The sequence below is a fragment of the Paraoerskovia sediminicola genome (assembly GCF_030296575.1).
In the GTDB taxonomy this organism is placed as follows: domain Bacteria; phylum Actinomycetota; class Actinomycetes; order Actinomycetales; family Cellulomonadaceae; genus Paraoerskovia; species Paraoerskovia sediminicola.
On sequence record NZ_AP027729.1, the window covers coordinates 1183442 to 1206574 of the forward strand.

Below are 23133 nucleotides of genomic sequence, written 5' to 3' on the forward strand. Positions count from 1 at the left end.
CTCGATCAGCCCACGGTCGTGGGCCCGGCGGTGCAACGCTCCCACGCGATCCGTTCATCCCGGGGGCGAGACCCCGGACGCGAGTTCCCTCCGCTCCCGATACTGTCCTCCGATGCCCGAGCACCACGTGCGCACCCGCGCCCTCCTGCGCGCCGCGGCCTTCGGGCTGGCGGCGTGCGTCCCCGTCCTCGGCCTCGCCTGGCTCGTCCGCTCCGAGAACGACGCGGTGCTCGACCTGGACCAGGCGGCGATCACCGCTGCGACCGCGTTCACCCGCGAGCACCCTGCCTTCGAGCAGGCGCTCGTCGTCTACCAGCAGGTCCTGTCCCCGTGGCTCCTGGTCCTCGTGGTCGGGGGCGTGTCCCTCTGGGTGTGGCGACGGCACGGTCTCGCGAGCCGCGCCCTGTGGGCGACCGGCACGACGCTCGCCTCCTGGGGGCTCGCGCACCTCGCCAAGCAGGCCGTCGGTCGCGCCCGTCCGGTGGTGGACGACGCGATCGAGCACGCGCCCGGCTACAGCTTCCCGTCGGGTCACGCGACGTCGTCCGCCACCGTCGCCATCACCCTGACCCTCCTCCTGTGGCCGCTGCTCGGCCGACGCGGGCGCGTGGTCGCCCCGATCCTCGCCGGCTGCGTCATCGTCGCGACCGACCTGGACCGGGTGTTCCTCGGCGTGCACTTCCCGTCCGACGTCGTCGCCGGGACCCTCTTCGGCGCCGCGATCTCGATCGCCTCCTACATCGGCTACCGAGGCTGGAACCCGGCATCCGGCGGCACGCCGGCCACAGACCCCGACGCGGCGACGGTCGCGCGGACCACCCGACCAGGACCGGAGACCCGATGAACACGTTCGTCCACCGCTACGAGCTCGACACGTCCCGCCCGACGGCGAAGACCGTCGCCCGGGACGTCGTCGTCCGCGGGCTGCTGCCCGCCGCGGCGCTCTGGGCGCTCATCACCGGCGTCGGGCTGCTCATCGTGGGCCCGCTCGGCGACCTCCCCCAGGGCGACGCCGTCGAGCAGTGGTTCGAGTCGAACCGGACCGACACCCTCACACCGGTCTCGATGATCGTCTCCGGGGCGGGCATGACGCAGGTGGTCATCGCCATCACCGTCATCACCGTGGCGCTGCTGTGGTGGCGCACCCGCCAGTGGTGGTTCGCGCTCGTCCCGGCGCTCGCGGTCTCGCTCCAGGCGCTGGTCTTCTTCTTCGCGGGGCTGACCGTCGGCCGCGAGCGCCCCGACGTGTCGCACCTCGACGACTCGCCCCCGACGACGAGCTACCCGAGCGGCCACACGGGGGCGTCCTCGGCGCTGTGGTTCACCCTCGCGATGCTGGCCCAGCGGATCACGAACCCGGTGCTGCGCCGGGTCGTGACCGTGGTCTGCGTGCTCATGCCGTTCCTCGTCGGGACGGCCCGGCTCTACCGGGGCATGCACGCGCCGTCGGACGTCGTGATGGCGCTCGTCAACGGCGCCGTCTGCATGGTGATCGCATGGGCGTACCTGCGCCGGGACGTGTCCCGGGTCAGGTCCTGAGCACCGAGTAGATCGCCTGGTCGTGCCACGCGCCACGGCGCCACTGGCCACGCCTCGCCACGCCCTCGCGCTCGAACCCGGCGTTCACGAGCGCGCGCTGCTCGGCGACGTTCGTGACGTCCGTGAACGCCTGGACGCGCTCGGCCCGCGTGTGGTCGAACAGGTACGCGACGAGCAGGCGCTGGGCGGCCGAACCGATCCCCTGACCGCGCCAAGACGGCAGCAGACCGATCGCGATCGTCCAGCACGCCGAGGTCTCCCGAGGCCCCCAGAATCCCTCGAACCATTCGACGCGCCCGGCGCACGAGCCGTCCACGTCGACGGTGAGCACGCCGCCGTCGGGCGCGAGCAGCCTGTCGCGGTCCCACCGCTCGCGCAGCGCCCGGACGTTGCGGTGGCCGAACCACTGGAGCTCGCCCTGACCGTCGGGGGTCTGCGCCGCCTCGAACGACGCCAGGTCGGCCTCGACCACCGGTCGCAGGCCGACGGACCGCTGCGGCGCGCTCACGCCGCGTGCTCCGCGAGCCAGGCGACGTGGCGCGCGAACCGGAACGCCTGACCGCCCTCGTGCCCGTTGAACGGGTGGACGTCGATGTCCTTGACGACCGTCCCCGCGCCCCCGTACCGGTGGAACGCGGAGTACACGGTCGACGGCGGGCAGATCTCGTCCATGAGCGCGACCGAGAACACGGCCGGGGCGGTCGCGCGGGCGGCGTGGTTGGCACCGTCGAGGTACGACAGGGTGCGGAACACCCGCTCCTCGGCACCGCGATGGACCGACAGGTATCGCGTGATCTCGCCGTACGGGTCGGCGCCGGTGATCGTCACGGCCCGCCGGAACGCGCACAGGAACGGCACGTCGACCAGGGCTGCCCGCAGACCGTCGGCCAGCCCGGCGACCGCGAGCGCGATGCCGCCACCCTGGCTGATCCCGGCGACCGACACCCGGTCGGGGTCGACCCCGTCGATCCCGCGGACGGCGTCCACCGCCCGCACCCCGTCCGTGAAGACCCGGCGGTAGTAGTGGTCCGCAGGGTCGTCGATCCCGCGCGTGACGAACCCCGGGCTCGCCGGGCCCGACCCGTGCGGGTCGGGCGTGTCGCCGCCGGAGCCCCACCCGCTGCCCTGCCCGCGGGTGTCCACGAGCAGGTGCGCGTACCCGGCCGCGGCCCACGCGAGCCGCTCCTGCGGGAGCCCGCGCCCACCGCCGTAGCCGACGAACTCGACGACCGCCGGCAACGGGTCCGGGGCGTCCGCGGGCCGGGTCAGCCAGGCACGCACCGGGTCGCCCGCGAAGCCGGGGAACGTCACGTCGTCGACCGACACCACCGTGAGGCCGGCGTCGACCCGCTCGACCGTCGGCGCCGCCCCGAGCGCGCGGGACTCGGCGAGCGTGGCCGCCCAGAACTCATCGAAGTCTGCGGGCTCCTCGACGGGCGGCTCGTAGGCCTCGAGCTCGGGGACGCTGAGGTCGAACTGGGGCACGTCGGGCTCCTTCGGGGCTGTTCCGGGTTCTCGGGTGGGTTCTCGGTCGGTTCTGGTTGGATTCTTGGCCGGTTCTGGTTGTCCGGCACGATACGTCCGCCGAACCGGCGATCATCGTCTGCCGAACCGGGGATCCAGCTCGATCCGAGCCCTCGGATCACACACAACCACCGGTTCGGCGGAAGGGGGACGGGTCAGAGCACCCGGGAGAGTGCATCGAGGGCCGCGATCCGGTCCCTACCTGTCGGCGTGCCGGTCGATCGGTCGGTCATCGTCACAGGCGACGAGTCCTGCCTACCTGTCGGCATGCCGACCGGGATGAGGACGGACGACGTCGCCCCGGCCTCCGCGATCTCGTCGATCCTCGCCCTGACACGCTCGGGCGTCCCGACGAGCGCCAGCTCGTCCACCCAGGCGTCGGGCAGTGCCGCCACGAACGCCTCGACCGACCCGCTCGCCTCCCGCAGCGCAGCGAGCTCGCCCGCGAAGGGCAGCGGCGCGACGTGCGCCGCGCAGTCCACGTCGCCGACGTGGGCCAGCAGGGGGCGGACGGCGTCCCTCGCCGCCGCGGCGTCGTCGTCCACCACCGCGAAGTTGTAGGCGACCAGGGACTGCGGACCCGGACCCTCGGCCCGCTGTCCGGAAGACTCCGCGTCCCCGACCGCCTCTCCGGCCGCCTCGGCGACGACCCCCGCCGCGGACCGCACGTACGCGGGCGCGGCCGGCTCGGCGAGGACGACGCCGTCGGCGCTGCGCCCGGCGACGGCGAGCGACCGCGGTCCGCGCACACCGAGCAGGACCGGCGGCGCCGGCGGGAGGGGCGGCTCGAGCCCGACCCCGTCCAGGTGCACGTAGCGGCCGTCGACGTTCGACGTCTCGCCCCGGAGCAGTCCTCGCAGCGCGTCGGTGTACTCCTCGAGGAGGCCCAGCGGGCTCGCGGGCCAGGCACCGACGTCCCGCATCCAGGAAGGCATCCCGTGACCGACGCCGGCGACGACCCGTCCCGGGAACATCTCCCCCATGGTCGCGATCTCCATCGCGGCGAACGCCACGTTCCGGGCTCCGACGGGCAGGATCCCGATGCCGACCCGGATGCGCGACGTCACGGCGAGCACGGCCGCGGCCTGGGCGACGCCGCCGCGGAACCCCAGGTCCTCGACGACCCACAGCTCGGCGAAGCCCAGCTCCTCGGCGCGGCGCGCGAACGGCAGGACGTCCGCGACGGGCAGGTCGCGCGGCAGCATCACGCCGACCGGGTTCCGTAGTGCAGGGATCGGTCCGTGGCTCATGCTCGTCCTCCGCTCGGCTCGTACCCTTCGACGGGTCCGCTGCTCAGAACGATAGGCGCCGCCCGGGCCCGCGTCGGGCAGGATGGTCCGCAGAGCCGCCCCGGCACGACCGAGAGGACCCCGATGTCGACGCCCCCGCCGACGAGCACCCCCGCAGCGCCCACGGCTGCTGCCGCAGCGGGCGCGGACACCGCACCGCCCGGCCCGCGCGCCGCCCGCGCACGGACGGCGCTCGGGTTCCTGCTGACGATCCCGTTCACCCTGTCGGTCGTCACGGTCATGCTCGTCCTGGGCGTCGCGACGACCGCCCTGTGGTCGCCGTTCGAGGACAGCGCCCTGTTCCCGCACCTCGCGTACGGGGTGCCGTCGTTCGAGGCCGGGCGGTGGTGGACGCCGGTCACCGGCTCGTTCTTCGCCCTGGTTCCCTGGCAGTACGTCCCGGTCGCCGGCGGGTTCCTGCTGCTCGTCGGGTTCGCCGAACGGCGCCTCGGAACGTCGCGCACCGCCGTCGTGGCCGTCGCGTGCCAGCTCCTCGGTGTCCTCGTGACCGCCGGTGTCGTCGCTGCGGGCGCCACCACGACGTGGACCTGGGCGACCGAGGCCGCCACCCAGCTCGACGCGGGGTTCAGCGCCGGGGCGGTCGGCGCCCTCACCGTCGCCGCGGCGACGCTCCGGCGCTCGTGGCGCGACCGCATCTGGATCGTCACGGGCCTCTACGTCGTGCTGTCGACGGTGTTCCTCGGTTCGCTGGCCGACGTCGAGCACCTCGTGGCCTTCGCCGCGGGTCTCGCCGTCGGCCCGTGGCTCGTCGGGCGACCGGCGGCGCTGCGGCTGCACCGCACGACGCGGCGCGAGCTGCGCTCCCTGGCCTCCGGGTTCTTCGTCGTGTCGGCCGTGATCCTTCTGCTCGCGTCGCTCAGCGCCCCCGCGACCGGGCCGCTCGGGGAGTTCGGCGGCCAGTCGCTCGCGACGAACGCCCCCGCGATCGTGCTCGACCTGGTGATCGCCGTCGGGCTGCGTCATGGACGGCGCACCTGGTGGCGGGTCGCGATGGTGCTGTCCGGGCTCGGTGTCGTGCTCAACGCCCTGGCTCTGCTCCTCGTCCTCGCCGCGCTCGACGGTGACGGCGCCCCGCTCGCTGCGCTCGGCCTCCTCCTCGACGTGGGCGCCGTGGTGATCCTGCTCGCCGGACGCCGCGGCTTCCGCAACCGCCGACGCAGCGGCATCAGCACACCTCCTGGTGCCGTGGCCCCCAGCCGGGAGAGCGCGCGCGAGCTGCTGACCTCGCTCGGTTCGCCGAGCCGCCTGTCGTGGATGTCCACGTGGGAGGAGAACTCGTGGTGGAGCCCCGCCACACCGCTCGGGGTCGTCACCTACCAGTCGTACCTCGGCACGGCGATCGGCCTGGGTGACCCGGTCGCCGGGTCTCCGGACGACCGGGCCTCGCTCGCCGTGGCCTTCATGGAGGCGGCGGACGACGCAGGCCTCACCCCGGCGTTCTTCTCGGCCGGGCCGGAGCTCGCGACCGTGGCCGACGTCTACGGGTGGACCCGCGTCCAGGTCGCCGAGGAGGCGGTGATCGACCTGCCCGACCTCGAGTTCCGGGGCAAGAAGTGGCAGGACGTGCGCACCGCCCTCAACAAGGGCAAGAAGCTCGGGATCACCCACCGCATGGTGACGCTCGCCGACGAGCCTCGGGAGATCCGGGCACAGGTCCGGGCCATCTCCGACGCCTGGGTGACCGAGGGCGGGCTCCCGGAGATGGGCTTCACGCTGGGCGGTGTCGACGAGGCGCTCGACCCGGCGGTGCGCGTGGGTCTGGCCGTCGGCGAGGACGGGACGGTCCACGGCGTGACGAGCTGGCTACCGGTGCACGGCGTCGACGGCCGCGTGACGGGCTGGACCCTCGACCTCATGCGTCGGCGCCCGGACGACTCGTTCCGCAACACGATGGAGTTCCTCATCGCGTCGGCGTGCGTGCAGCTCAAGGAGGAGGGCTACCTCGAGGTCTCGCTCTCCGGGGCTCCGCTGGCGGGCGGGCACGAGGACGACGGCTCAGCGACCGCGATCGACGCCGTCCTGCGCACCGTCGCCGACACCCTCGAGCCGCTCTACGGGTTCCAGTCGCTGCACAGCTTCAAGGCCAAGTTCCAGCCCCGGGGTGAACCCCTGTACCTGGTCGCCCGCGACGAGGCCGCGCTCCCGAAGATCGCGCTGGGACTCGGGCGGGCCTACCTGCCCGATGCCCGCATGCGGGACCTCGTCGCCGCGGTGCGGCAGAGCCGGGGCTGAGGCGCTCAGGCGTCGCGACGACGCAGCGAGAGGACCCCGGCGAGCGGCGGGACGACGCCCCAGAGGACGATGACGAGGATCGAGACCGCTACCGGGAGCGAGCTCCCGCCCAGCGGTTGCTGCCCCATGAGCGCGGGCCCGGCGCTCGCCGGCAGGAGCTCTCGGATCGTCACGATCACGTCGACGGAGAACGCGGCCAGGATGACGGGGAGGACGGGAGCGAGCGCGACGACGGTCGTCACCGCGGCACCTGCGCTCCGCATGAGGACGCCGAATCCGAGTCCCATCGTCGAGATCAGGGCCATGAACACCGGGCCGCCGAGGAACAGCCAGAGATACAGCGGGTCGGCGAGGTCCATCGTCGTGCCCGAGCCCGAGTACCGCACGAGGGAGAACGCCCACGCGCCGACGAGGCCGACGATCGTCAGGACGACGGAGATCCCGACGACCACGACCGCCTTGGCGGTGACGAAGAGCGAGCGCCGCGGGACGGCGGTGAGCGAGACCCGCACGAGCCCCGTCGCCCACTCGGACGTCGCCGAGAGCGCGGCGAGGACGGCCAGGACCGCCTGCGCGACGAACAGCCCCGCGGCGAGGCGCGTGGCGAGGTCCTCCTGGGTGACCACGGCCGGGTCGGCACCCGCCGACGACGACGCGCCCATCCCGACGGTGATCGCGAGGAACGCGAGCGCGAGCCAGGGCGTGATGCGCATCGTGCGGATCTTGATCCACTCGCCGCGCACGGCGTGACCGAAGGTCAGGGCCCACCCGGTGGTGTCGGCGGTCGGGTACCCGGACGTCGTGGTGGCGCTCATGCCACGTCTCCCTCGGTCGTGCTGGTGTGTCCGGTCGTGTACTCGACCGAGTCGGCCGTGAGCTGCATGTAGGCGGCCTCGAGGGTCGAGCCCTCGGCGACGAGCTCCTGCAGCTCGACCCCGCCGGCCGCGGCGCACGCGCCGACCGCGGCGACGTCGAGCCCGGTGACCCGCAGGACGTTCGGTTCGGGGCGGGTCGCCTCGCCGCCCTTCTCGGCCAGGAGCCCGGCGAACCGTTCGGCGTCCGGGGTCCGGACGCGCACCGAGGTTCCCGAGGCACCGGCGACGAACTCGTCGGTGGTGGCGTCGGCGAGGATCCGGCCGCGGCCGATGACGATCACCCGGTCGGCGGTGAGCGCGACCTCGCTCATGAGGTGGCTCGAGAGGAACACGGTGCGCCCCTGGGCTGCGAGGTCCTTGGCGAGGGTGCGCACCCAGAGCACCCCGTCGGGGTCGAGGCCGTTGACCGGCTCGTCCAGGATGAGTGTCTTGGGGTCCCCCAGGAGCGCCGTGGCGATGCCGAGCCGCTGCCCCATGCCGAGCGAGAAGCCCCCGACGCGCTTGCGGCGGACCGAGCTGAGGCCCGTGACCTCGATGACCTCGTCGACGCGCGTGCTCGGGATGCCGTGCGTGGCGGCCAGCATGCGGAGGTGGTCGCGTGCGGACCGTCCCGGTGCAGCAGCCTTCGCGTCGAGAAGTGCTCCGACCTCGGTCAGCGGGGACGCGTGCTCGGCGAAGGGACGCCCGTTCACGGTGGCCGTGCCGGCGTCCGGCCGGTCGAGACCCATGATCATGCGCATCGTCGTGGACTTGCCGGCACCGTTGGGGCCGAGGAAGCCCGTGACCGAACCTTCGTGGACGGTGAAGGTGATGTCGTCGACGGCCTTCGTCGACCCGTAGGACTTGCTCAGTCCGCGGACCTCGATCATGAGGACGCCCCCGACGTCCGAGGCTCGGAGCTGCTGTGCTGGACCACGGTGGGCGTGGCGCGGGGCCGGTAGGGCATGGTGGGCTCTATCTCTCGCGTCGAGCGGCGGGTGCCGCGGCCTCGCCTGCCCCTTCGCAGGTCCACCACGGTTGCGAGCACTATAGCGGCGGCGCCGCGCGGACCGGATCATGCCCCGGAGGCGCGCCGTCAGCTCCGCGACAGCAGTGTCAGCACCTCGGCGTGGCCGGTCTGCGGGAACATGTCGAACAGCCGCGCGCGCACCGGCCGCAGCGACGGCATCGCGTCCAGGTCCTTCGCCAGCGACGCCGGGTTGCAGCTCGAGTAGACGACGTGTCGGACGCCGGAGCCCTCCAGCCAGGCGGCCAGGTCCGGGCCCACGCCGCGCCGGGGCGGGTTGACGACCACGAGGTCGGGGACGTCGTCCGACGCCAGGGCGAACGCCGTCGCGTCTCCCGCCTCGAAACGGACGTCGGCGAGATCCGCGTCGCGCGCCGTGAGGCGGGCGCTCGCCACCGCCTCCGTGCTGATCTCCACGCCCAGCACGTCCACCGGCGAGGGCCCCTCGGCGCCCGCCACGTGCAGCGCGAACCCGCCGACCCCGCAGTACAGGTCCCAGACCGAGGCCGGGGCGACCTCGCCGACCCAGGCCGTCGCCTGCCGATACAGCGCTGCCGCGACCTCGGTGTTCGTCTGGAAGAAGCTCTGCGGCCGCAGGTGGAGGTCGAGGCCGTTCACGCGCATGCGCAGCGAGGCCTCGGCGCCCGGGAGCGCGCCCCCGTGGACGGGGTCGCCGCCCGCGTCGGCGGTGCCCGTGAGCAGGATCTCCCGCTCCCCCTCGACGACGGCCCGGTGCCCCGGGAGCAGGTTCACGGAGCAGACGGCGAGGCGCAGGCCGAGCCCTCCCACCCGCGAGACGTCGTCGGCGAGTCCCGGCAGGTGCTTGCGGATGCGCGCGACGGGCTCCTGCGAGCGCAGGACGAACCGGACCATGAGGTCGCCGTCGGGCGACTCGGTGACGAGGACGTTCTTGAGCTCACCTCGCCGCGCGGGCACGTCGTACGGCTCGATCCCGGCGCGGGTGACGAACGCCGCGAGGGCAGGGAGCACGGCGTGGATCCCGGGCGTGTAGAGGCCGCAGCCGCGCAGGTCGACGCCGCGCCCGTCGCTGTCGAGGATGCCCAGGGTCGGCTCCGCCGCCGTGCCGGCGACGACCATCTTGGCCTTGTTGCGGAACCCCTGCTCGCGGCTCGGCTGCGGCGGGAGCCAGGTCAGGCCGGGGCGCTCGCCGAGCGCGGCCCGCGCGGCCTCGTCCTTGTCGGCGAGCTGGGCGGCGTACGGCCGACCCATGAGGGTGCACGACCGGCACCGCCACGCGTCGAAGTAGTCGCACTGCACCCCTGGAGCCTACGGCCGGGCGGCGGAGCTCTCCTCGGCCTCGGTCCCGGCCTCGGTCCCAGCCTCGGTCCCAGCACCGCCCGCGCCCTCGGCCCCTGCCGCGCCCTCGGCAGTCGACGCCCCTGCGCCGGCCCCCGGCTGACCGGGGGCACCCTCGAGCACCACGGCGTCGTCGGCCGGTCCTGCCTCCGTGTCCCCCGACAGCCAGCGCAACCACCCTGCCTTCGGGTCCGGCTCGAGCACCAGCGTGCGGACCAGCAGGGTGAGCGGGATCGCGAGGATCGCGCCGAGCGGCCCGATGATGAACGTCCAGAACACGACCGACATGAAGCTGAGCGTCAGGCTCAGGCTCACCGTGTCGGCGACGAACTTGGGCTGGACGAGCACCTGCAGCACCACGTTCACGACGCAGTACACCGCGACCACTGCGAGCGCGAGCTGCCAGCCACCGACGACGAGCGCCATCACGGCGGGCGGCACGAGGCCGAGGATGAAGCCGATGTTCGGGACGAAGTTCGTGACGAACGCGAGGATCCCCCACACCACGGGAGCGGGCACCCCGAGCGCCCACAGCGCGAAGCCGTCGATGATCGCCACGATCGCCCCGAACGACGCGTTGACCACGAAGTAGCGACGGACGCCGGTGTTGTAGGCGGTGGCGCGCGCGATGACCGGGCCGTGGGTCGTGCCGAACCGCTCGCCCGCGCGGCCGTAGCGGGCCGCGTCGGCCGCCATGAAGATGGCGTACCCGAGGACGAAGAAGAAGGCGCTCGCGATCGACATGACGATCCCGCTCACGGAGCCGGCGAGGGACAGGAGCCGTGACGGGTCGAAGAACGACGAGACGGTCTCCCCGATGTCGCCCTCGACACCGAACTGGTTGAGCAGGTCACCGAGCTGGTTCGCGGTCTGCTCGAGCTCGGGGACGTAGTCGCTGACGAGGACCCCGAAGCGGACGCCGGCGTAGACGAGCATCGCGAGCAGGGCGGCGAGGATCAGGTAGGCCGCGACGATGACCGTCGTCGTGGCCGCCCAGCCCGGCCAGCCGCGAGCCTCGAGCGGGGCGCGCAGGGGCATCACGATGATGACGATCACGGCGGCCAGCAGCAGCGGGCCGAGGATCCCCGCCGCGACGTGCAGGCCGGCGAGCACGATCACCGACGACGCGAGGGTGAGCAGCATCTTGGTCGAGGGGCCCAGCCCCTGCGAGGTCGGGACGGGCCCGGCGGTCGAGCTCATGGTGGTGCTCCAGGTGTGGAGGGACGGATGCGTCGCGGGACATCATCCCTGAGATCGGCGCGTCGCGCGCAGGGCGCGGCGACGATGGACAGCACCACCGGGCAGGTCTACGCTGATCATCAACTGATGATTTAGCGGTCGCACTCACCGGCCGCAGGCGGAGGAGGCCACCCATGCGCGCCATGGTGCTCAAGGAGTTCCGCGAGCTGCGGCGGGACAAGCGGACGCTCGCGATGCTGATCGGGCTGCCGCTGATGCTCCTGATCATCTTCGGGTTCGCGGCGAACTTCACCGTCGACACCCTGGAGGTCGCGGTCGCCGGGTCCGACGCCGACCAGGTGGAGCAGCTCGTCGCGAGCAACCCCCAGGCGGAGGACGAGCTCGACATCGTGGCCACGGAGCCCGGCGAGGGCGAGGCGTGGGCCCGCGACCAGCTCGCCGACGACCACGCCGACCTCGCCGTCGTCACCGGCGACGGGCTCGCCGACGACTCGGGCGGCACGCCGCTCGTGCTGATCGACGGCTCGAACCTCTTCGCGGCGCAGGCGGCGAACGTCGTCGTCGCCGGCCTCGGCGACCAGGTCGACCACGAGGTGCTCTACAACCCCGACCTCACGACCTCGTGGGTCATGGTCCCGGCGCTGATCGGCCTGATCCTGACCTTCATCGGCACCCTGATCACGTCGATCGGGCTGGTCCGCGAGCGCGAGTCCGGGACTCTCGAGCAGCTCGCGGTCATGCCGTTCTCGTCGACCGCGGTGATCCTCGGCAAGATCACCCCGTACTTCCTGCTCGCCTGCGTCGACATGGTGATCGTCACCGTGCTCGGCATGTGGGTGTTCGACGTCCCCTTCAACGGCAGCGTCGTCGCGTTCGTGCTCGGTGCCGGGATCTTCCTGTTCGCGGTGCTCGGCATCGGCGTCCTCATCTCCACCGTCTCGCAGAACACCGGCCAGGCCGTCCAGGTCGCGATGATGACGCTGCTCCCCCAGGTCCTGCTCTCGGGCATGATCTTCCCGCTCGACGCCATGGCCGCCGGGGTCCGGTGGATCGGCTACCTGTTCCCGCTGACGTGGTTCACCAAGATCTCCCAGGGCGTGATGCTGCGCGACGCGTCGTGGGAGTACCTGGCGCTGCCGCTCGGGATCCTCGTGGTCATGGCGTGCGTCTTCTTCGGCCTCGCCGTGCTGCGGCTGCGCCGCTCGATCTCGCCCGCCCGGTCGCACACGCCCCAGGTCGAGGGCGCGGCCGACGGCGTGGAGGCCCGCTGATGTGGGGCGCCCGAGGCGTGCGCGTCTCGTTCGGCGACCTCGAGGCGCTCGCGGACGTCGACGCCGCCCTGCCCCCGGGCAGGTGACCGCGCTCGTCGGCGGCGACGGGGCCGGCAAGACGACGCTGCTGCGCGCCCTGCTGGGTCGTGTCCCGCTCGACGGCGGCTCCGTGTCCGTGCCCGATCTGCGACGCGTCGGCTACCAACCCGCCACCAGCGGCGTGTGGCCCGCGCTCTCCGTCGACGAGAACGTCGAGTTCGTCGGGCGCGCGTACGGCATGTCCGGCGCCGAGGTCCGACGACGACGCGACACGCTCCTCGGTGCGGCGGGACTCGACGCCGCCGGTGACCGCCTCGGCCGCGAGCTCTCGGGCGGCATGCGCCAGAAGCTCGGGTTCTGCCTCGCGATGCTCCACGAGCCCGAGGTGCTGCTGCTCGACGAGCCCAGCACCGGCGTCGACCCGGTGAGCCGGGTCGAGCTCTGGAAGCTCGTCGCCGACGCCTCGACCGCCGGCGCCGCGGTCGCGATGACGACGACGTACCTGGACGAGGCGGAGCGCGCCGCGACCGTCGTCGCCCTCGACGCGGGCCACGTGCTCGCCGCCGGGGACCCGGCCGCGGTGCGGGACGCCGTCCCAGGGTGCGTGACGACGTCCGCCACCCGGCCGCCGGGCGAGCGGACCTGGCGGCGCGGGACGGCGTTCCACACGTGGCACCCAGAGCACCCAGAGCACCCCGAGCACCCCGTACACCCACGCCACGCCAAGGCGGCAGGTGGGGGCACCCCGCACGGCACCGTGATCGAACCGGACCTCGAGGACGCGTTGATCGCGCTCACCCTCGCCCGGACGGCCGCGCGGCCCGAGCAGCGCGAGGAGGCCGTCGCATGAGCCGGACCACAGAAACTGACGGCGGCGCGACGGGCACGACGGGCTCCACCGGCCACACAGGCTCGTCGGGCGACTCGCGCTCCAAGACACTGATCGACGCCCGCGACGTGTCCAAGAAGTTCGGGGAGTTCACCGCCGTCGACGGCATGTCGCTCGACGTCGGTGCTGGCGAGATCGTCGGGCTCCTCGGGGCGAACGGGGCCGGCAAGACGACCCTGCTGCGCATGATCCTCGGCCTGGAGGCGGCGACGTCCGGCGCGATCAGCGTGCTGGGGACCAGCACCGCACGGGCGGACCGGACCGCGCTCGGCTACGTGCCGCAGGGCCTCGGGCTCTACACCTCGCTCACGCTCGACCAGAACGTGGAGTTCGTCGCCGACGCGTTCGGCGTGACCGACATCCCGCCGCTGCCCGCCGCGCTCGCCGCGGTGCGCACGCGCCAGGTCGCGTCGATCGGCCTCGGCCGGCAGCGGCAGCTCGCGTTCCACTGCGCGCTGCTCCACGCGCCGCGGCTCCTCGTGCTCGACGAGCCGACGTCCGGCGTGGACCCCCTCGCCCGCGCCCGCCTGTGGGACACGATCCACGCGCAGGCCGACGCCGGGGTCGGCGTGCTCGTCACGACGCACTACATGCAGGAGGCCGAGCAGTGCACGCGGCTCGCGATCATGTCGCACGGGCGACCCGTGGCCCGCGGCACGACCGCCGAGATCACGGCGAGCCACGAGGCCGTCGTCGTGCACGCCGACGACTGGTCGCGGGCGTTCGCCGCGCTCGGCGAGGCAGGGCTCCCCGTGATGCTCGCCGGGCGGACGTCACGGGTCGCCGGCACCACGATCGAGGACGTCGACGCCGCCCTCGACGCGGCCGCTGTCCCGGCCCGGACCGAGACCGTGCCCGCGACGCTCGAGGAGACGATGGTCCTCGTCGAGCGGGCGGCGCGTCAGGCCGGCTGAGCGCCGGTCGCCCCTGGCTCGGGAAGCCCGTCGAGGTGCCCTTGGACGGCGGGCGCGACCCGGGCGACGACGTCGCCGACGTCGAGGTCCGCCAGCGGTGGGACCCGCACGAGGTAGCGCGTGATCGCGACACCGAGCAGGTGCGACATCGCGAGGACGAAGCCTTCCCTCCCGCCGGGCAGGAGGTCGATGTCCGGCGCGGCGACGACGCCGGAGAGCAGGCCGCGGAAGCGTTCACCCGCCACCTCGTTGCTGAGCGCGGACCTCGCGAGCACGCGCATCTGCCCGCCCGTGGACGGGTCCTCCCAGAGGGAGAGGTACCCACGGGTGAGGCGGACCCCGCGCTCTGCGGCGGGTCCGGCGAGCGCGGTCGCCAGCACCTGGGGCGCACCGGCAGGCAGCTCCAGGGTCGCGGCGAACAGCCCGTCCTTGTTCCCGAAGTAGTGCGAGAGCAGCGCCACGTCGAAGCCCGCGGCCGCGGCGATCGAGCGGAGGGTCGCTCCTCGGTAGCCGTTGGCGGCGAACTCCCGGCGGGCCGCCGACAGGATGACCTCTCGGTTGCTGCCGTCGCTCCCGACCGGTCGCCCGGCACGGGCACCCCCGGTGCGCGCTGCACTCATGCTCCGCATGCTAGCGCCAGAGGTCATCGCACGTTGAGGAGCCCCGTCAGGATCCCTCGTACTCCGCGAACGCCGCCTCGAACGCGGCGGTGTGCGCCCGGTAGCTCGCCGCGATCCGCTGGGCGTCCGTCGCGGCCGCCGTCACGTCCTCCGTGTCGGCCGTGGCCGGGTCGAGGTCGGCGTACGTCTTCTCGTGGGCGGCGAGGTCGCGGTCGTCCTGGTCGATGCCGTTCGACGCGTCACGCAGGGCGATCTCGGCGTCGGTGGCGTAGTGCTCGACGGTGAAGCCGTCGGCGTCGAGCACCGCGTGGGCCTCGTCCTTCGCCGCGCGCGCGTCGTCCAGCGCCGCCGTGTACGCCGCGGCTGCCGCCTCAGGAGACCTCGCCTCGCCGAGCTCGTCGGCCATCTCGTCCGCGACTGCCGACGCGTCGTCGACCTTCGTCTGGATCCGCGAGTTCTCCTCCTCCAGCGCCTCCGCCGACGCGTCCACCGGTGCGAGCGCCGGCGCGACCGTCAGGTCCTGGGTGCTGTCCAGCGTCTCGGAGATCCGGTCGAGGAGGTCGTCGGGGAGACCGGCCGGGCTCTGCCGGAGGGCGTCGAGCTCGGTGTACCCCTGCTCGATCGTGTCGAGCAGCTGCTCGTACTGCTGGACGAGCTCGGCGTTGGTCGCGAGCGCCGCGCTGGTGTCCTCGTCCTGCCCGCAGGCCGTCAGGGACGTTCCGAGGACCACCGCGATGCCGAGGGACGCGGCCGCCCGGGCAGGTCGCGAGCGCCGCAGACCGTGCCCCGAGCCCTGCTCCGAGTCCTGTCGCGCACGGGGTCGCGTGCCGGTGGTGCTCATTCGATCTCCGTCTTCGTGCGGGGTGGACCGGCCGGATCGGGCCGGTCCCGGGTGGCCGCGACCGCCGTCGAGCGGTCCGCGTCGCCGCCCACACCGTACAAGCGACGGCCGCCACCGACAGCACCGACAGCACCGCCTGCACGTGGCCGGCCCCGACCCGCCCGCTGCAGGACCGGCGTAGCATCGAAGGACCATGACGACCCGGACCACGAGCGAGCCGACGCGGACCCTTCCGCGCGCGGGCTGCGCAGGGAGCGGGGCGGCCGTCGCGGCCTGCTCGGCGTCGGCCCTGGCCCGCGCCGCACGCTGAACAGTCCCGGGACCTCCCCGAGCCAGACCTGATCTGCCCCGCTTCCGCACGCCCCCTGTCCGTCACCGGACATCGAGAGGGCGCCGGACGCCGTCGGGCACGCCGGTCCCGACGTCCAGCCTGCGCACGGGTCCCCCAGGACCCTGCCGCCGCCGTCCGACGGACGCGCGCGGCCCCGGACGACGGAAGCCGTGACCCATGGAACCCCTGACCGAGAAGCAGATCCGCAGCTCTTTCATCAATGCCTCGCGCCGCGAGGCGGCGCAGGCGACTCTGCCCGACCTCGATGCGCTCGACTGGACCGCGCTCGACTACCTCGGGTGGCGCGACCGCAAGGCCCCGCTGTCGTCGTACGTCGTGGTCGAGATCGACGGCGAGCCGCGCGGCGTCCTGCTGCGCGCCAGCGACCCGAGCCTGCGCGGGCGGCGCAAGGCCGTCTGCAACTGGTGCGAGGACGTCGTCGTCACCGAGGACGTCAGCCTCTACGTCGCCCGTCGCGGCGGGGCGTCGGGCCGGCGCGGCAACACGATCGGCACGATGATCTGCACCGAGTTCCTCTGCTCGCAGAACGTGCGCCGCACCCCGACCTTCACGGAGGCCGGCAACGACCCGGTCGCCGCCGAGCTCATCGTCGAGCGCCGCGTCGCGGGCCTGCGCGAGCGCTCCGCGAAGTTCGTCGCCGAGGTGCTGAGCACGCGCTGACCCGGCCGGGCACGGCCTGGCGTGAGCACCTCCCGGCTCACGTCAGGCCGCGCGCGCCGTGACGTCAGCGGCCTGCGGCGGCACGGTTCAGCCGGCGAGCTCGACCGGCTCGACGCCGAGCTCGCTGATCAGCGTCAGGACCCGCCCGCGGATCTCGTCGCGGATCGGGCGCACGGCGGCGATGCCCTGACCGGCCGGGTCGGCCAGCGCCCAGTCCTCGTACCGCTTGCCGGGGAAGATCGGACAGGCGTCGCCGCAGCCCATGGTGATGACGGCGTCCGAGGCCTGGACCGCCTCGGTCGTCAGGACCTTGGGCACCTCGGCGCGGATGTCGATGCCGACCTCGAGCATCGCCTCGACGGCGGTCGGGTTGATCTGGTCCGCGGGCATCGACCCGGCGGAGCGCACCTCGACGGCACCTCCCGACAGGGCGCGCAGGAATCCGGCGGCCATCTGCGAGCGGCCGGCGTTGTGCACGCAGACGAACAGGGCGGACGGCGTAGCGGTGGTCTCGGTCATGGTGTTGCCTCCGGGTCGTTCGGGTCAGTCGGTCAGGTCGGTCGGTCAGGTCAGGTCGGTCGGTCAGGTCAGGTCGGTCGGTCAGGACACGTCGGTCAGGTCGAGGTCGGGGACGAGGTCGGCGAGCAGCGCGCGCACACGTGCGTCGATCTCGTCGCGGATCGCTGCGACGCCCGCGGGCGAGGCCAGCGCCGGGTCCCCGACGAGCCAGTCCTCGTAGCGCTTGCCCGGCAGGACGGGGCACACGTCGCCGCAGCCCATCGACACGACGACGTCCGCCGCACGCACGGCGTCGTCGGTCAGCGGCTTGGGGAACGCGTCGTCCACCACGCCGAGCTCGGCGAGGACAGGGCGGACGCCGGCGTGGACCTCGGCGGCAGGCGTCGACCCTGCCGACCGGACCACGACGCGGTCGCCCGCGTACCGGTGGACGAGCGCCGCCGCGAGCTGCGAACGACCGGCGTTCGCGACGCAGAGGAACAGGACCTGCGGGCGGGCGTCGGCAGGGCGCGTGGCGTCGGCGAGCCTCTGCCGCGCGAACCGCTCGGTGAGGGGGACGAGGTGCGCCGAGATCTTCGCCGTGCGCGCCAGCCCGGTGTACGACTCGCGCACGATCCGTCGGACCGCGGGCTCGGGCAGCTCCGGGAACCGGGCGGCGAGCCTTTCCGACAGCCGGTCGAGCGACGCGTCCACGTCGGCGAGGCCCGTGATGTGGTGCGCGGCGTCGTCCGCCTCGGCGCGGGACGTCACCGACAGCGCCGCCGGAGCGAACACGTCGAGCAGCGTGGCGACGGCGCCCCGGTAGTCGGGATCGATGCGGTACCAGACCCAGGTGCCCCGACGCTCGGAGGTCAGCAGGCCGACCTCGCGCATCACCTTGAGGTGGTGGGAGACGGTGGGCTGGGAGACGTCCGTGAGCGCCGCGAGGTCGCAGACGCAGGCCTCGCCCGTCGGTGCGGTCGCGATGAACGACAGCATGCGCAGGCGCAGCGGTTCGGCGAGGGCCTTCAGGGTCGCGGAGACGGTGCCGGCGACGTCCTCCCCGATGGCGTGCGACTCGGGGTGCGGCGTGCAGTCCTCCGCGCCACCGATCTGCTCGGTGGCGGCCGGCGACGGCGCCCTGTCGGTCGCGCTCCGGGTCGGGGTGCTCATGAGCGTGCCTCTTCCGTGAGGGGTGGTGCGGTGTGCGGACGTGCGGCGTCACCGGCCCCGTCGGCGGGGACAGGCGTCGCGTACGGGTCGACGTGGAACCACCGACGACCCAGCCAGAGCGAGACGTAGACGAGGCCGACGAGCACGGGGACCTCGACGAGCGGGCCGACGACGCCGGCCAGCGCCTGGCCGGACGTCGCGCCGAAGGTCCCGATCGCGACGGCGATCGCCAGCTCGAAGTTGTTGCCCGCGGCGGTGAAGGCGAGCGTCGTGGACCGCGCGTAGCCGAGGTCCAGCATCTTGCCCACGACGATGCCGATGCCCCACATGACGGCGAAGTACACCAGGAGCGGGAGCGCGATGCGGGCGACGTCGAGCGGGTTCGAGGTCACGGCCTCGCCCTGCAGCGCGAAGAGCAGCACGATCGTGAACAGCAGGCCGTACAGGGCCCACGGGCCGATGCGCGGGAGGAACCGCTCCTCGTACCAGTCGCGCCCCTTGGCCCGCTCCCCGATCCAGCGCGACGCGAATCCGGCGACGAGCGGTATCCCGAGGAACACCAGGACGTTCAGCGCGATCTGCCCGATCGACACGTCCAACCCTTGCGTGTCGAGACCCAGCCAGCCGGGCAGGACCGTCAGGTAGAACCAGCCGAGCAGCGAGAACGCGACGACCTGGAACACGGAGTTGATCGCGACGAGCACGGCTGCCGCCTCACGGTCACCGCACGCGAGGTCGTTCCAGATGACGACCATGGCGATGCAGCGGGCCAGGCCGACGATGATCAGGCCGGTGCGGTACTCGGGGAGGTCGGGCAGGAACGCCCAGGCGAGGGAGAACATCAGCGCGGGGCCGACGACCCAGTTCAGCACCAGCGAGGAGACGAGCAGCTTCTTGTCGCCCGTCACTGCGGCGACCTTGTCGTAGCGCACCTTCGCGAGCACCGGGTACATCATCACGAGCAGGCCGAGCGCGATCGGGATCGAGATCCCGCCGACCTCCATCGAGGCCAGGACGTCCGAGACGCCCGGGACGAACCGGCCGAGGAGGACGCCGCCGACCATCGCCAGGCCGATCCAGAGCGGGAGCCACCGGTCGAGCGTCGAGAGCCGGCCACGCGGGTCCGCGGTCGCAGGAGAGGGTTGATTCGACATGCGTCTATGTTGACAGATATCAATACAACGCACAAGCGTCCTGGGGCGTGACGGTCGCACGAGGTCTCGCCGGGGCCGCGCACCGGTACCTACCGGGCGGTAGCAGTTCCGCCTGCGGCCCGCTACCCTCACGACGTGCCGACTACACGTGGGCACGAGGGGCAGGAGCGCGCTGCATGGAGAGCATCACCAAGAACCGCCAGTCGACGACGACCTTGCGAGCGATGGTCGAGCGCGCCTACGGCCCGCAGCAGGTGCCGGACGGGGACGACTTCGCCACCGAGCTCTCGTACGGGTTCTTCAACGCCCTCTACCGGGTCCGGCTGCGCGACGGGACTCAGGTGGTGCTCAAGATCGCTCCTCCCGCGGACGTCGCACTCATGACGCGCGAGCACGGCATGATGCGCAACGAGCTCGCCGCGATGGACCTCGTACGCCGCGAGTCGGACGTCCCGATCCCCCGACTCGACTTCGTCGACGTGACCGGCGAGGTGATCGGTGCCGACTACTTCTTCATGGAGCACATCGACGCCCCGTGCTTCGGCATCGCGGCCGAGGCCGGCGAGCTCTCAACCGCCGAGGTCACCGCCGGGTTCGAGGACCTCGGCGCGGTCAACCGACGGCTCGCCGCGATCGTCGGGCCGCACTTCGGGCCGCTCGAGGGCGAAGGGTTCGCGACCTGGCGCGAGGCCGCGACCGCATGGTTCGAGGACGTCCTGACCGACGGCGAGAAGGCTGCTGTCGACCTCGGGTGGGGGTACGGCGACGTGCGCGAGGCGTGGGCCGCGCACGCCGACGCGCTCGAAGCGGTCACCGAACCGCGTTTCGTCGAGGTAGACCTGTGGGCGAAGAACTCGATGATCCGCGACGGGCGGATCGTCGCCGTGATCGACCACGAGCGCGCGATGTTCGGCGACCCGCTCATGGAAGCCGGTCTCACGGGTCTGGACCTGCCCGACTTCCCGGACCCGGCGCCCTTCGCGCGCGGCTTCGGCCTCGGCGAGCTCTCCGACCACGAGCACACACGCCGCCACCTGTACACGCTGTGGCTCGCCGTCACGATGCTCGTGGAGACCACCTATCGCGGGCAGCCGCCCGAGAAGTACCGCTGGGCCTGCGACCAGCTCGACGTCGCCATGAGCCTGCTCGGCCGCTCGAGGTAGTCGGGCCCCGGTCCGCGCCGATCAGTGCCCTCTTAGTGCCCCGTGTACCGCCCGGGGCGATGGTTGAGCGCGAGCACGAGGTTGAGCAGCACGGCCCCGCCCGCCGAGAGCAGCACGGTGTCGACGGGGACGATCGTCAGGGCGAGCAGCACCACGCACCCGTCGAGCACCATCTGCACGTAGCCGGCCCGCCACCCGAGCGTGTCCTGGAGCACGAGCGCGAGGATCCCGAAGCCGCCGACGCTCGACCGGTGCCGGAACAGGATCAGCAGCCCGACGCCCGCGAGCAGGTTCCCGGCGAGCACCCCGTACACCGTGTTCAGGTGCAGCTCGCCGAAGACGAGCGGGTGCAGGGCGCTGAACGCCGACACCAGGACGATGCAGAGACCGGTCCGAAGCGTGAAGTCCCACCCCTTGCGCCGGATCGCGAGCAGGAAGAACGGCAGGTTGACCAGCACGAACAGCACGCCGAAGGGGATGTCCACCGCGTACCCGACGAGCAGGGCGAGGCCCGCCGTCCCGCCCGTGACGGCGCCGACGGACTTGAGCAGGAACAGCCCGAGCGACGCGACGAACGTTCCGGTGAGGATCCCGAGCACGTCCTCGGGGATCGAGTGCTTGACGCCGTCGGGCGGGCTCTCGGGGGTCGCGCGACGCGCGTCGGTCATGGGTTTCCCTCCGGGATGAGGTGCGGGAGCGTCGTCGTCCAGGGGTGTCGGACGGCGGCGCCCATCGTCACACGCTCGGGTGTCCGCAGCGTTTCGGGCACCCCTCCGCCGCGGGTGGCGCGCCGACGCAGGGGGCGAGATGGCCCTGGGGCCCGCGACCGAGGATGATGGAGCAGGTGACTTCCCCCACCCCTTCCCCGGCCGCCGAGACGACCCGCCACCTGCGGGCCGCGATGTTCGTCGACTTCGACAACGTCTACATCGGCCTCCGACGCCTCGACCCTGCCGCCGCGGAGGCGTTCGCGACCGACCCGGGCCACTGGCTCGCCGAGCTCGAGACCGGCACGGACGCCGACGGTGACTTCACCCGTCGGTTCCTGATCCGCTCCTGCTACCTCAACCCTTCGGTGTTCTCGCAGTTCCGCCCCAACTTCACACGCGCCGGGTTCCAGGTCGTCGACTGCCCGTCGCTGACGCAGCAGGGCAAGTCGAGCGCCGACATCAACCTCGTCCTCGACGCCGTCGACGCCCTCGCCGCGCAGACCCGGTACGAGGAGATCGTCATCGTCTCCGCCGACGCCGACTTCACGCCCCTGGCGCTGCGCTGCCGCGCCGACGACCGCCGCGTCACCATCATCACCGCGAGCCCCGCCGCGAGCGCCTACCGCGCCGTCGCCGACACCGTCATCACCGCCGACGACCTCGCCGAGCTCGTCACGGGCACCACGTCGGACGACGTCCCCGAGGTCTCCCCGGCGTCCGGTGGCACGAGCGGATCGAGCTCCGACACGCCCTCCTCGTCCCGGTCCCGCGGCGGACGCGGGCGCCGGTCGGGTGGGACGTCGTCCGACAGCAAGACTGCCGCCGCGCGCAAGACCGCCGGCACCACCGACACCACCGAGGCCGCTGAGACCACGGAGGCCCCCGGCGCCGCCGAGGCCGCCGAGGTTGCAGCTGAGGCCGCGACGAGCGGCACCGCGAAGACCGGCAAGGGCGCGGCGAGCGGGACGAAGTCCGGGGCGACGCGCGGGCGCCGGTCCGCGACCCGCGAGCAGCGCGCCGCCGAGGTGACCCTCCCGGCCGCGGCCGAGCCTGACGCCCCCACCGAGACCGGTGAGGCCTCCGAGACCGGTGAGGCTCAGCCCGAGCGCCGCTCCGCCGGCCCGGCGACGCCGCCGGCCGAGCCCCTGAGCCGCGCCGCCCGCCGCGCCGTGCTCAAGCGCGTGCTCTCCGCCGACCGCCCGCTCACCCTCGGGTCGGTCGCGCAGGCCGCGCAGAAGGCCGACCCCTCGGTCGCCGACGACGGCTGGGGCGGCACCGGCGGGTTCGCCGCGTGGGTCGCCCAGGAGGTCCCGGAGCTCGGTGTCTCGCAGCGCCCGCCGGGCCACGTCTGGGACAAGAACCGCTTCGGCGCCGCCGACGTCCCGGGCGCCGTCGCCGACACCGATCCCAGCGCCCTGCAGCGGCAGGTCGTCAACGTCACCGACGTCCCCGGCCTCAGCCCCGAGAACTACGCGGCGCTGCTGACCACGCTGGCGGACGACGTCCGGCAGCACCCCTTCGAGCGCGCCTCGACCTCGCGCCGGGTCCGCGCCACCTGCCAGGACGCCGACGTTCCCGTGGGCCGCTCCACCGTGAACTTCGTCATCTCCGGGATCCTCTACTCCGGGGCGGACCTCGGCCCGGACTCGACCGCCGCGGGGCTCGCCGACGCGTTCGCGGAGAACGTCGTGGGCCTCTGCCGCGGTGCCCGCATGGAGCTGACCCCCGGCGACGTGTCCGCGTTGCGCGCCTGGGTGGGCGGCGGACTCCTGGACGAGTGACCCGGACCCGCCCAGCACCGCGACCGGAACTCCCCAGGTCCGTCGCGGGACCCGCACACGGTTGA

Annotated in this window: 22 protein-coding genes; 9 read left to right on the forward strand and 13 right to left on the reverse strand. The window is 73.1% G+C overall.

Annotated elements, in window-relative coordinates; genetic code table 11:
• Nucleotides 1–112: 112 nt before the first annotated feature.
• On the forward strand, nucleotides 113–844 hold the full coding sequence (locus QUE47_RS05625; protein WP_286218933.1) for a phosphatase PAP2 family protein: 732 nt from the start codon (nucleotides 113–115) through the stop codon (nucleotides 842–844).
• A complete protein-coding gene (locus tag QUE47_RS05630) occupies nucleotides 841–1539 on the forward strand; it encodes a phosphatase PAP2 family protein (protein WP_286218934.1) in 699 nt (232 codons plus the stop codon). Before QUE47_RS05625 ends, QUE47_RS05630 begins: the two co-directional genes overlap by 4 nt.
• On the opposite strand, the gene QUE47_RS05635 is transcribed toward QUE47_RS05630, so the two are convergent.
• From QUE47_RS05635 to QUE47_RS05645, 3 genes are all read right to left on the reverse strand, one after another.
• Nucleotides 1529–2047 carry a GNAT family N-acetyltransferase gene (locus QUE47_RS05635; protein WP_286218935.1) on the reverse strand — a complete coding sequence of 173 codons (519 nt, stop codon included), beginning with the start codon at nucleotides 2045–2047 and terminating at the stop codon, nucleotides 1529–1531. The genes QUE47_RS05630 and QUE47_RS05635 overlap by 11 nt on opposite strands.
• Nucleotides 2044–3024: an acetylxylan esterase gene (locus tag QUE47_RS05640; RefSeq protein WP_286218936.1), complete on the reverse strand. Its 981-nt coding sequence runs from the start codon at nucleotides 3022–3024 to the stop codon at nucleotides 2044–2046. Before QUE47_RS05640 ends, QUE47_RS05635 begins: the two co-directional genes overlap by 4 nt.
• A gap of 194 nt (nucleotides 3025–3218) precedes the next feature.
• Nucleotides 3219–4313 (reverse strand): LLM class flavin-dependent oxidoreductase, encoded by a 1095-nt coding sequence (locus QUE47_RS05645; protein ID WP_286218937.1) that lies wholly within the window; start codon nucleotides 4311–4313, stop codon nucleotides 3219–3221.
• Between the two features lie 123 nt (nucleotides 4314–4436).
• Between QUE47_RS05645 and QUE47_RS05650 the strand changes: the two genes are divergently transcribed.
• Nucleotides 4437–6605, forward strand: a complete 2169-nt coding sequence (locus tag QUE47_RS05650; RefSeq protein ID WP_286218938.1) for a bifunctional lysylphosphatidylglycerol flippase/synthetase MprF — start codon at nucleotides 4437–4439, stop codon at nucleotides 6603–6605.
• Nucleotides 6606–6610: 5 nt separating this feature from the next.
• Here the strand turns inward: QUE47_RS05650 and QUE47_RS05655 are convergent, their stop codons facing one another.
• The 4 genes from QUE47_RS05655 to QUE47_RS05670 form a co-directional block, all read right to left on the reverse strand.
• Entirely contained in the window at nucleotides 6611–7420 is an 810-nt protein-coding gene (locus QUE47_RS05655; protein WP_286218939.1) for a hypothetical protein, read from the reverse strand.
• Nucleotides 7417–8349: an ABC transporter ATP-binding protein gene (locus tag QUE47_RS05660; protein WP_286218940.1), complete on the reverse strand. Its 933-nt coding sequence runs from the start codon at nucleotides 8347–8349 to the stop codon at nucleotides 7417–7419. Before QUE47_RS05660 ends, QUE47_RS05655 begins: the two co-directional genes overlap by 4 nt.
• Before the next feature lie 206 nt (nucleotides 8350–8555).
• On the reverse strand, nucleotides 8556–9764 hold the full coding sequence (gene rlmC, locus QUE47_RS05665) for a 23S rRNA (uracil(747)-C(5))-methyltransferase RlmC (protein WP_286218941.1): 1209 nt from the start codon (nucleotides 9762–9764) through the stop codon (nucleotides 8556–8558).
• Nucleotides 9765–9773: 9 nt separating this feature from the next.
• On the reverse strand, nucleotides 9774–11003 hold the full coding sequence (locus QUE47_RS05670; protein WP_286218942.1) for an AI-2E family transporter: 1230 nt from the start codon (nucleotides 11001–11003) through the stop codon (nucleotides 9774–9776).
• 173 nt (nucleotides 11004–11176) lie between these two features.
• Here QUE47_RS05670 and QUE47_RS05675 point away from each other — a divergent pair, with 173 nt between their 5' ends.
• The 3 genes from QUE47_RS05675 to QUE47_RS05685 all read left to right on the forward strand — a co-directional run bounded on the left by QUE47_RS05675 (nucleotide 11177) and on the right by QUE47_RS05685 (nucleotide 14116).
• The gene (locus tag QUE47_RS05675; RefSeq protein WP_286218943.1) at nucleotides 11177–12274 is read left to right on the forward strand and encodes an ABC transporter permease; all 1098 of its coding nucleotides are present in this window, start codon (nucleotides 11177–11179) and stop codon (nucleotides 12272–12274) included.
• Between the two features lie 82 nt (nucleotides 12275–12356).
• A complete protein-coding gene (locus tag QUE47_RS05680) occupies nucleotides 12357–13163 on the forward strand; it encodes an ABC transporter ATP-binding protein (RefSeq protein WP_286218944.1) in 807 nt (268 codons plus the stop codon).
• Complete coding sequence (locus QUE47_RS05685; RefSeq protein ID WP_286218945.1) at nucleotides 13160–14116, forward strand: ABC transporter ATP-binding protein; 957 nt, start codon at nucleotides 13160–13162, stop codon at nucleotides 14114–14116. The genes QUE47_RS05680 and QUE47_RS05685 overlap by 4 nt, the downstream gene beginning before the upstream one ends.
• Here the strand turns inward: QUE47_RS05685 and QUE47_RS05690 are convergent.
• A complete protein-coding gene (locus QUE47_RS05690) occupies nucleotides 14104–14736 on the reverse strand; it encodes a TetR/AcrR family transcriptional regulator (protein ID WP_286218946.1) in 633 nt (210 codons plus the stop codon). The two genes, QUE47_RS05685 and QUE47_RS05690, sit on opposite strands and share 13 nt — an antisense overlap.
• 46 nt (nucleotides 14737–14782) lie before the next feature.
• On the reverse strand, nucleotides 14783–15577 hold the full coding sequence (locus QUE47_RS05695) for a hypothetical protein (RefSeq protein WP_286218947.1): 795 nt from the start codon (nucleotides 15575–15577) through the stop codon (nucleotides 14783–14785).
• A gap of 508 nt (nucleotides 15578–16085) precedes the next feature.
• Here QUE47_RS05695 and QUE47_RS05700 point away from each other — a divergent pair.
• Nucleotides 16086–16589: an FBP domain-containing protein gene (locus QUE47_RS05700; RefSeq protein WP_286218948.1), complete on the forward strand. Its 504-nt coding sequence runs from the start codon at nucleotides 16086–16088 to the stop codon at nucleotides 16587–16589.
• An 87-nt stretch (nucleotides 16590–16676) separates the two neighbouring features.
• Here QUE47_RS05700 and QUE47_RS05705 read toward each other — a convergent pair whose 3' ends face one another.
• From QUE47_RS05705 to arsB, 3 genes are all read right to left on the reverse strand, one after another.
• Entirely contained in the window at nucleotides 16677–17108 is a 432-nt protein-coding gene (locus tag QUE47_RS05705; RefSeq protein WP_286218949.1) for an arsenate reductase ArsC, read from the reverse strand.
• Nucleotides 17109–17189: 81 nt separating this feature from the next.
• Nucleotides 17190–18260, reverse strand: coding sequence for a metalloregulator ArsR/SmtB family transcription factor (locus tag QUE47_RS05710; RefSeq protein ID WP_286218950.1), 1071 nt, complete (start codon nucleotides 18258–18260; stop codon nucleotides 17190–17192).
• Complete coding sequence (arsB, locus tag QUE47_RS05715) at nucleotides 18257–19414, reverse strand: ACR3 family arsenite efflux transporter (RefSeq protein WP_286218951.1); 1158 nt, start codon at nucleotides 19412–19414, stop codon at nucleotides 18257–18259. Before arsB ends, QUE47_RS05710 begins: the two co-directional genes overlap by 4 nt.
• 176 nt (nucleotides 19415–19590) lie before the next feature.
• On the opposite strand from arsB, the gene QUE47_RS05720 reads away from it, so the two are divergent.
• Entirely contained in the window at nucleotides 19591–20577 is a 987-nt protein-coding gene (locus tag QUE47_RS05720; RefSeq protein ID WP_286218953.1) for a phosphotransferase family protein, read from the forward strand.
• A gap of 32 nt (nucleotides 20578–20609) precedes the next feature.
• On the opposite strand, the gene QUE47_RS05725 is transcribed toward QUE47_RS05720, so the two are convergent.
• Complete coding sequence (locus QUE47_RS05725) at nucleotides 20610–21245, reverse strand: YitT family protein (RefSeq protein ID WP_286218954.1); 636 nt, start codon at nucleotides 21243–21245, stop codon at nucleotides 20610–20612.
• A 176-nt stretch (nucleotides 21246–21421) separates the two neighbouring features.
• Here QUE47_RS05725 and QUE47_RS05730 point away from each other — a divergent pair, with 176 nt between their 5' ends.
• Entirely contained in the window at nucleotides 21422–23068 is a 1647-nt protein-coding gene (locus QUE47_RS05730; RefSeq protein WP_286218955.1) for an NYN domain-containing protein, read from the forward strand.
• Nucleotides 23069–23133: the final 65 nt, after the last annotated feature.

Excerpts from the sequence above, each read along its gene's own strand:
- QUE47_RS05695 (WP_286218947.1), bottom strand. The coding sequence starts at position 15,577 with ATGAGCACCACCGGCACGCGACCCCGTGCGCGACAGGACTCGGAGCAG.
- QUE47_RS05725 (WP_286218954.1), bottom strand. The coding sequence starts at position 21,245 with ATGACCGACGCGCGTCGCGCGACCCCCGAGAGCCCGCCCGACGGCGTC.
- QUE47_RS05700 (WP_286218948.1), top strand. The coding sequence starts at position 16,086 with ATGGAACCCCTGACCGAGAAGCAGATCCGCAGCTCTTTCATCAATGCC.
- QUE47_RS05650 (WP_286218938.1), top strand. The coding sequence starts at position 4,437 with ATGTCGACGCCCCCGCCGACGAGCACCCCCGCAGCGCCCACGGCTGCT.
- QUE47_RS05660 (WP_286218940.1), bottom strand. The coding sequence starts at position 8,349 with ATGATCGAGGTCCGCGGACTGAGCAAGTCCTACGGGTCGACGAAGGCC.
- QUE47_RS05705 (WP_286218949.1), bottom strand. The coding sequence starts at position 17,108 with ATGACCGAGACCACCGCTACGCCGTCCGCCCTGTTCGTCTGCGTGCAC.
- QUE47_RS05655 (WP_286218939.1), bottom strand. The coding sequence starts at position 7,420 with ATGAGCGCCACCACGACGTCCGGGTACCCGACCGCCGACACCACCGGG.
- QUE47_RS05720 (WP_286218953.1), top strand. The coding sequence starts at position 19,591 with ATGGAGAGCATCACCAAGAACCGCCAGTCGACGACGACCTTGCGAGCG.
- QUE47_RS05675 (WP_286218943.1), top strand. The coding sequence starts at position 11,177 with ATGCGCGCCATGGTGCTCAAGGAGTTCCGCGAGCTGCGGCGGGACAAG.
- QUE47_RS05625 (WP_286218933.1), top strand. The coding sequence starts at position 113 with ATGCCCGAGCACCACGTGCGCACCCGCGCCCTCCTGCGCGCCGCGGCC.
- QUE47_RS05690 (WP_286218946.1), bottom strand. The coding sequence starts at position 14,736 with ATGAGTGCAGCGCGCACCGGGGGTGCCCGTGCCGGGCGACCGGTCGGG.
- QUE47_RS05645 (WP_286218937.1), bottom strand. The coding sequence starts at position 4,313 with ATGAGCCACGGACCGATCCCTGCACTACGGAACCCGGTCGGCGTGATG.
- QUE47_RS05710 (WP_286218950.1), bottom strand. The coding sequence starts at position 18,260 with ATGAGCACCCCGACCCGGAGCGCGACCGACAGGGCGCCGTCGCCGGCC.
- QUE47_RS05670 (WP_286218942.1), bottom strand. The coding sequence starts at position 11,003 with ATGAGCTCGACCGCCGGGCCCGTCCCGACCTCGCAGGGGCTGGGCCCC.
- QUE47_RS05630 (WP_286218934.1), top strand. The coding sequence starts at position 841 with ATGAACACGTTCGTCCACCGCTACGAGCTCGACACGTCCCGCCCGACG.
- QUE47_RS05685 (WP_286218945.1), top strand. The coding sequence starts at position 13,160 with ATGAGCCGGACCACAGAAACTGACGGCGGCGCGACGGGCACGACGGGC.
- arsB (WP_286218951.1), bottom strand. The coding sequence starts at position 19,414 with ATGTCGAATCAACCCTCTCCTGCGACCGCGGACCCGCGTGGCCGGCTC.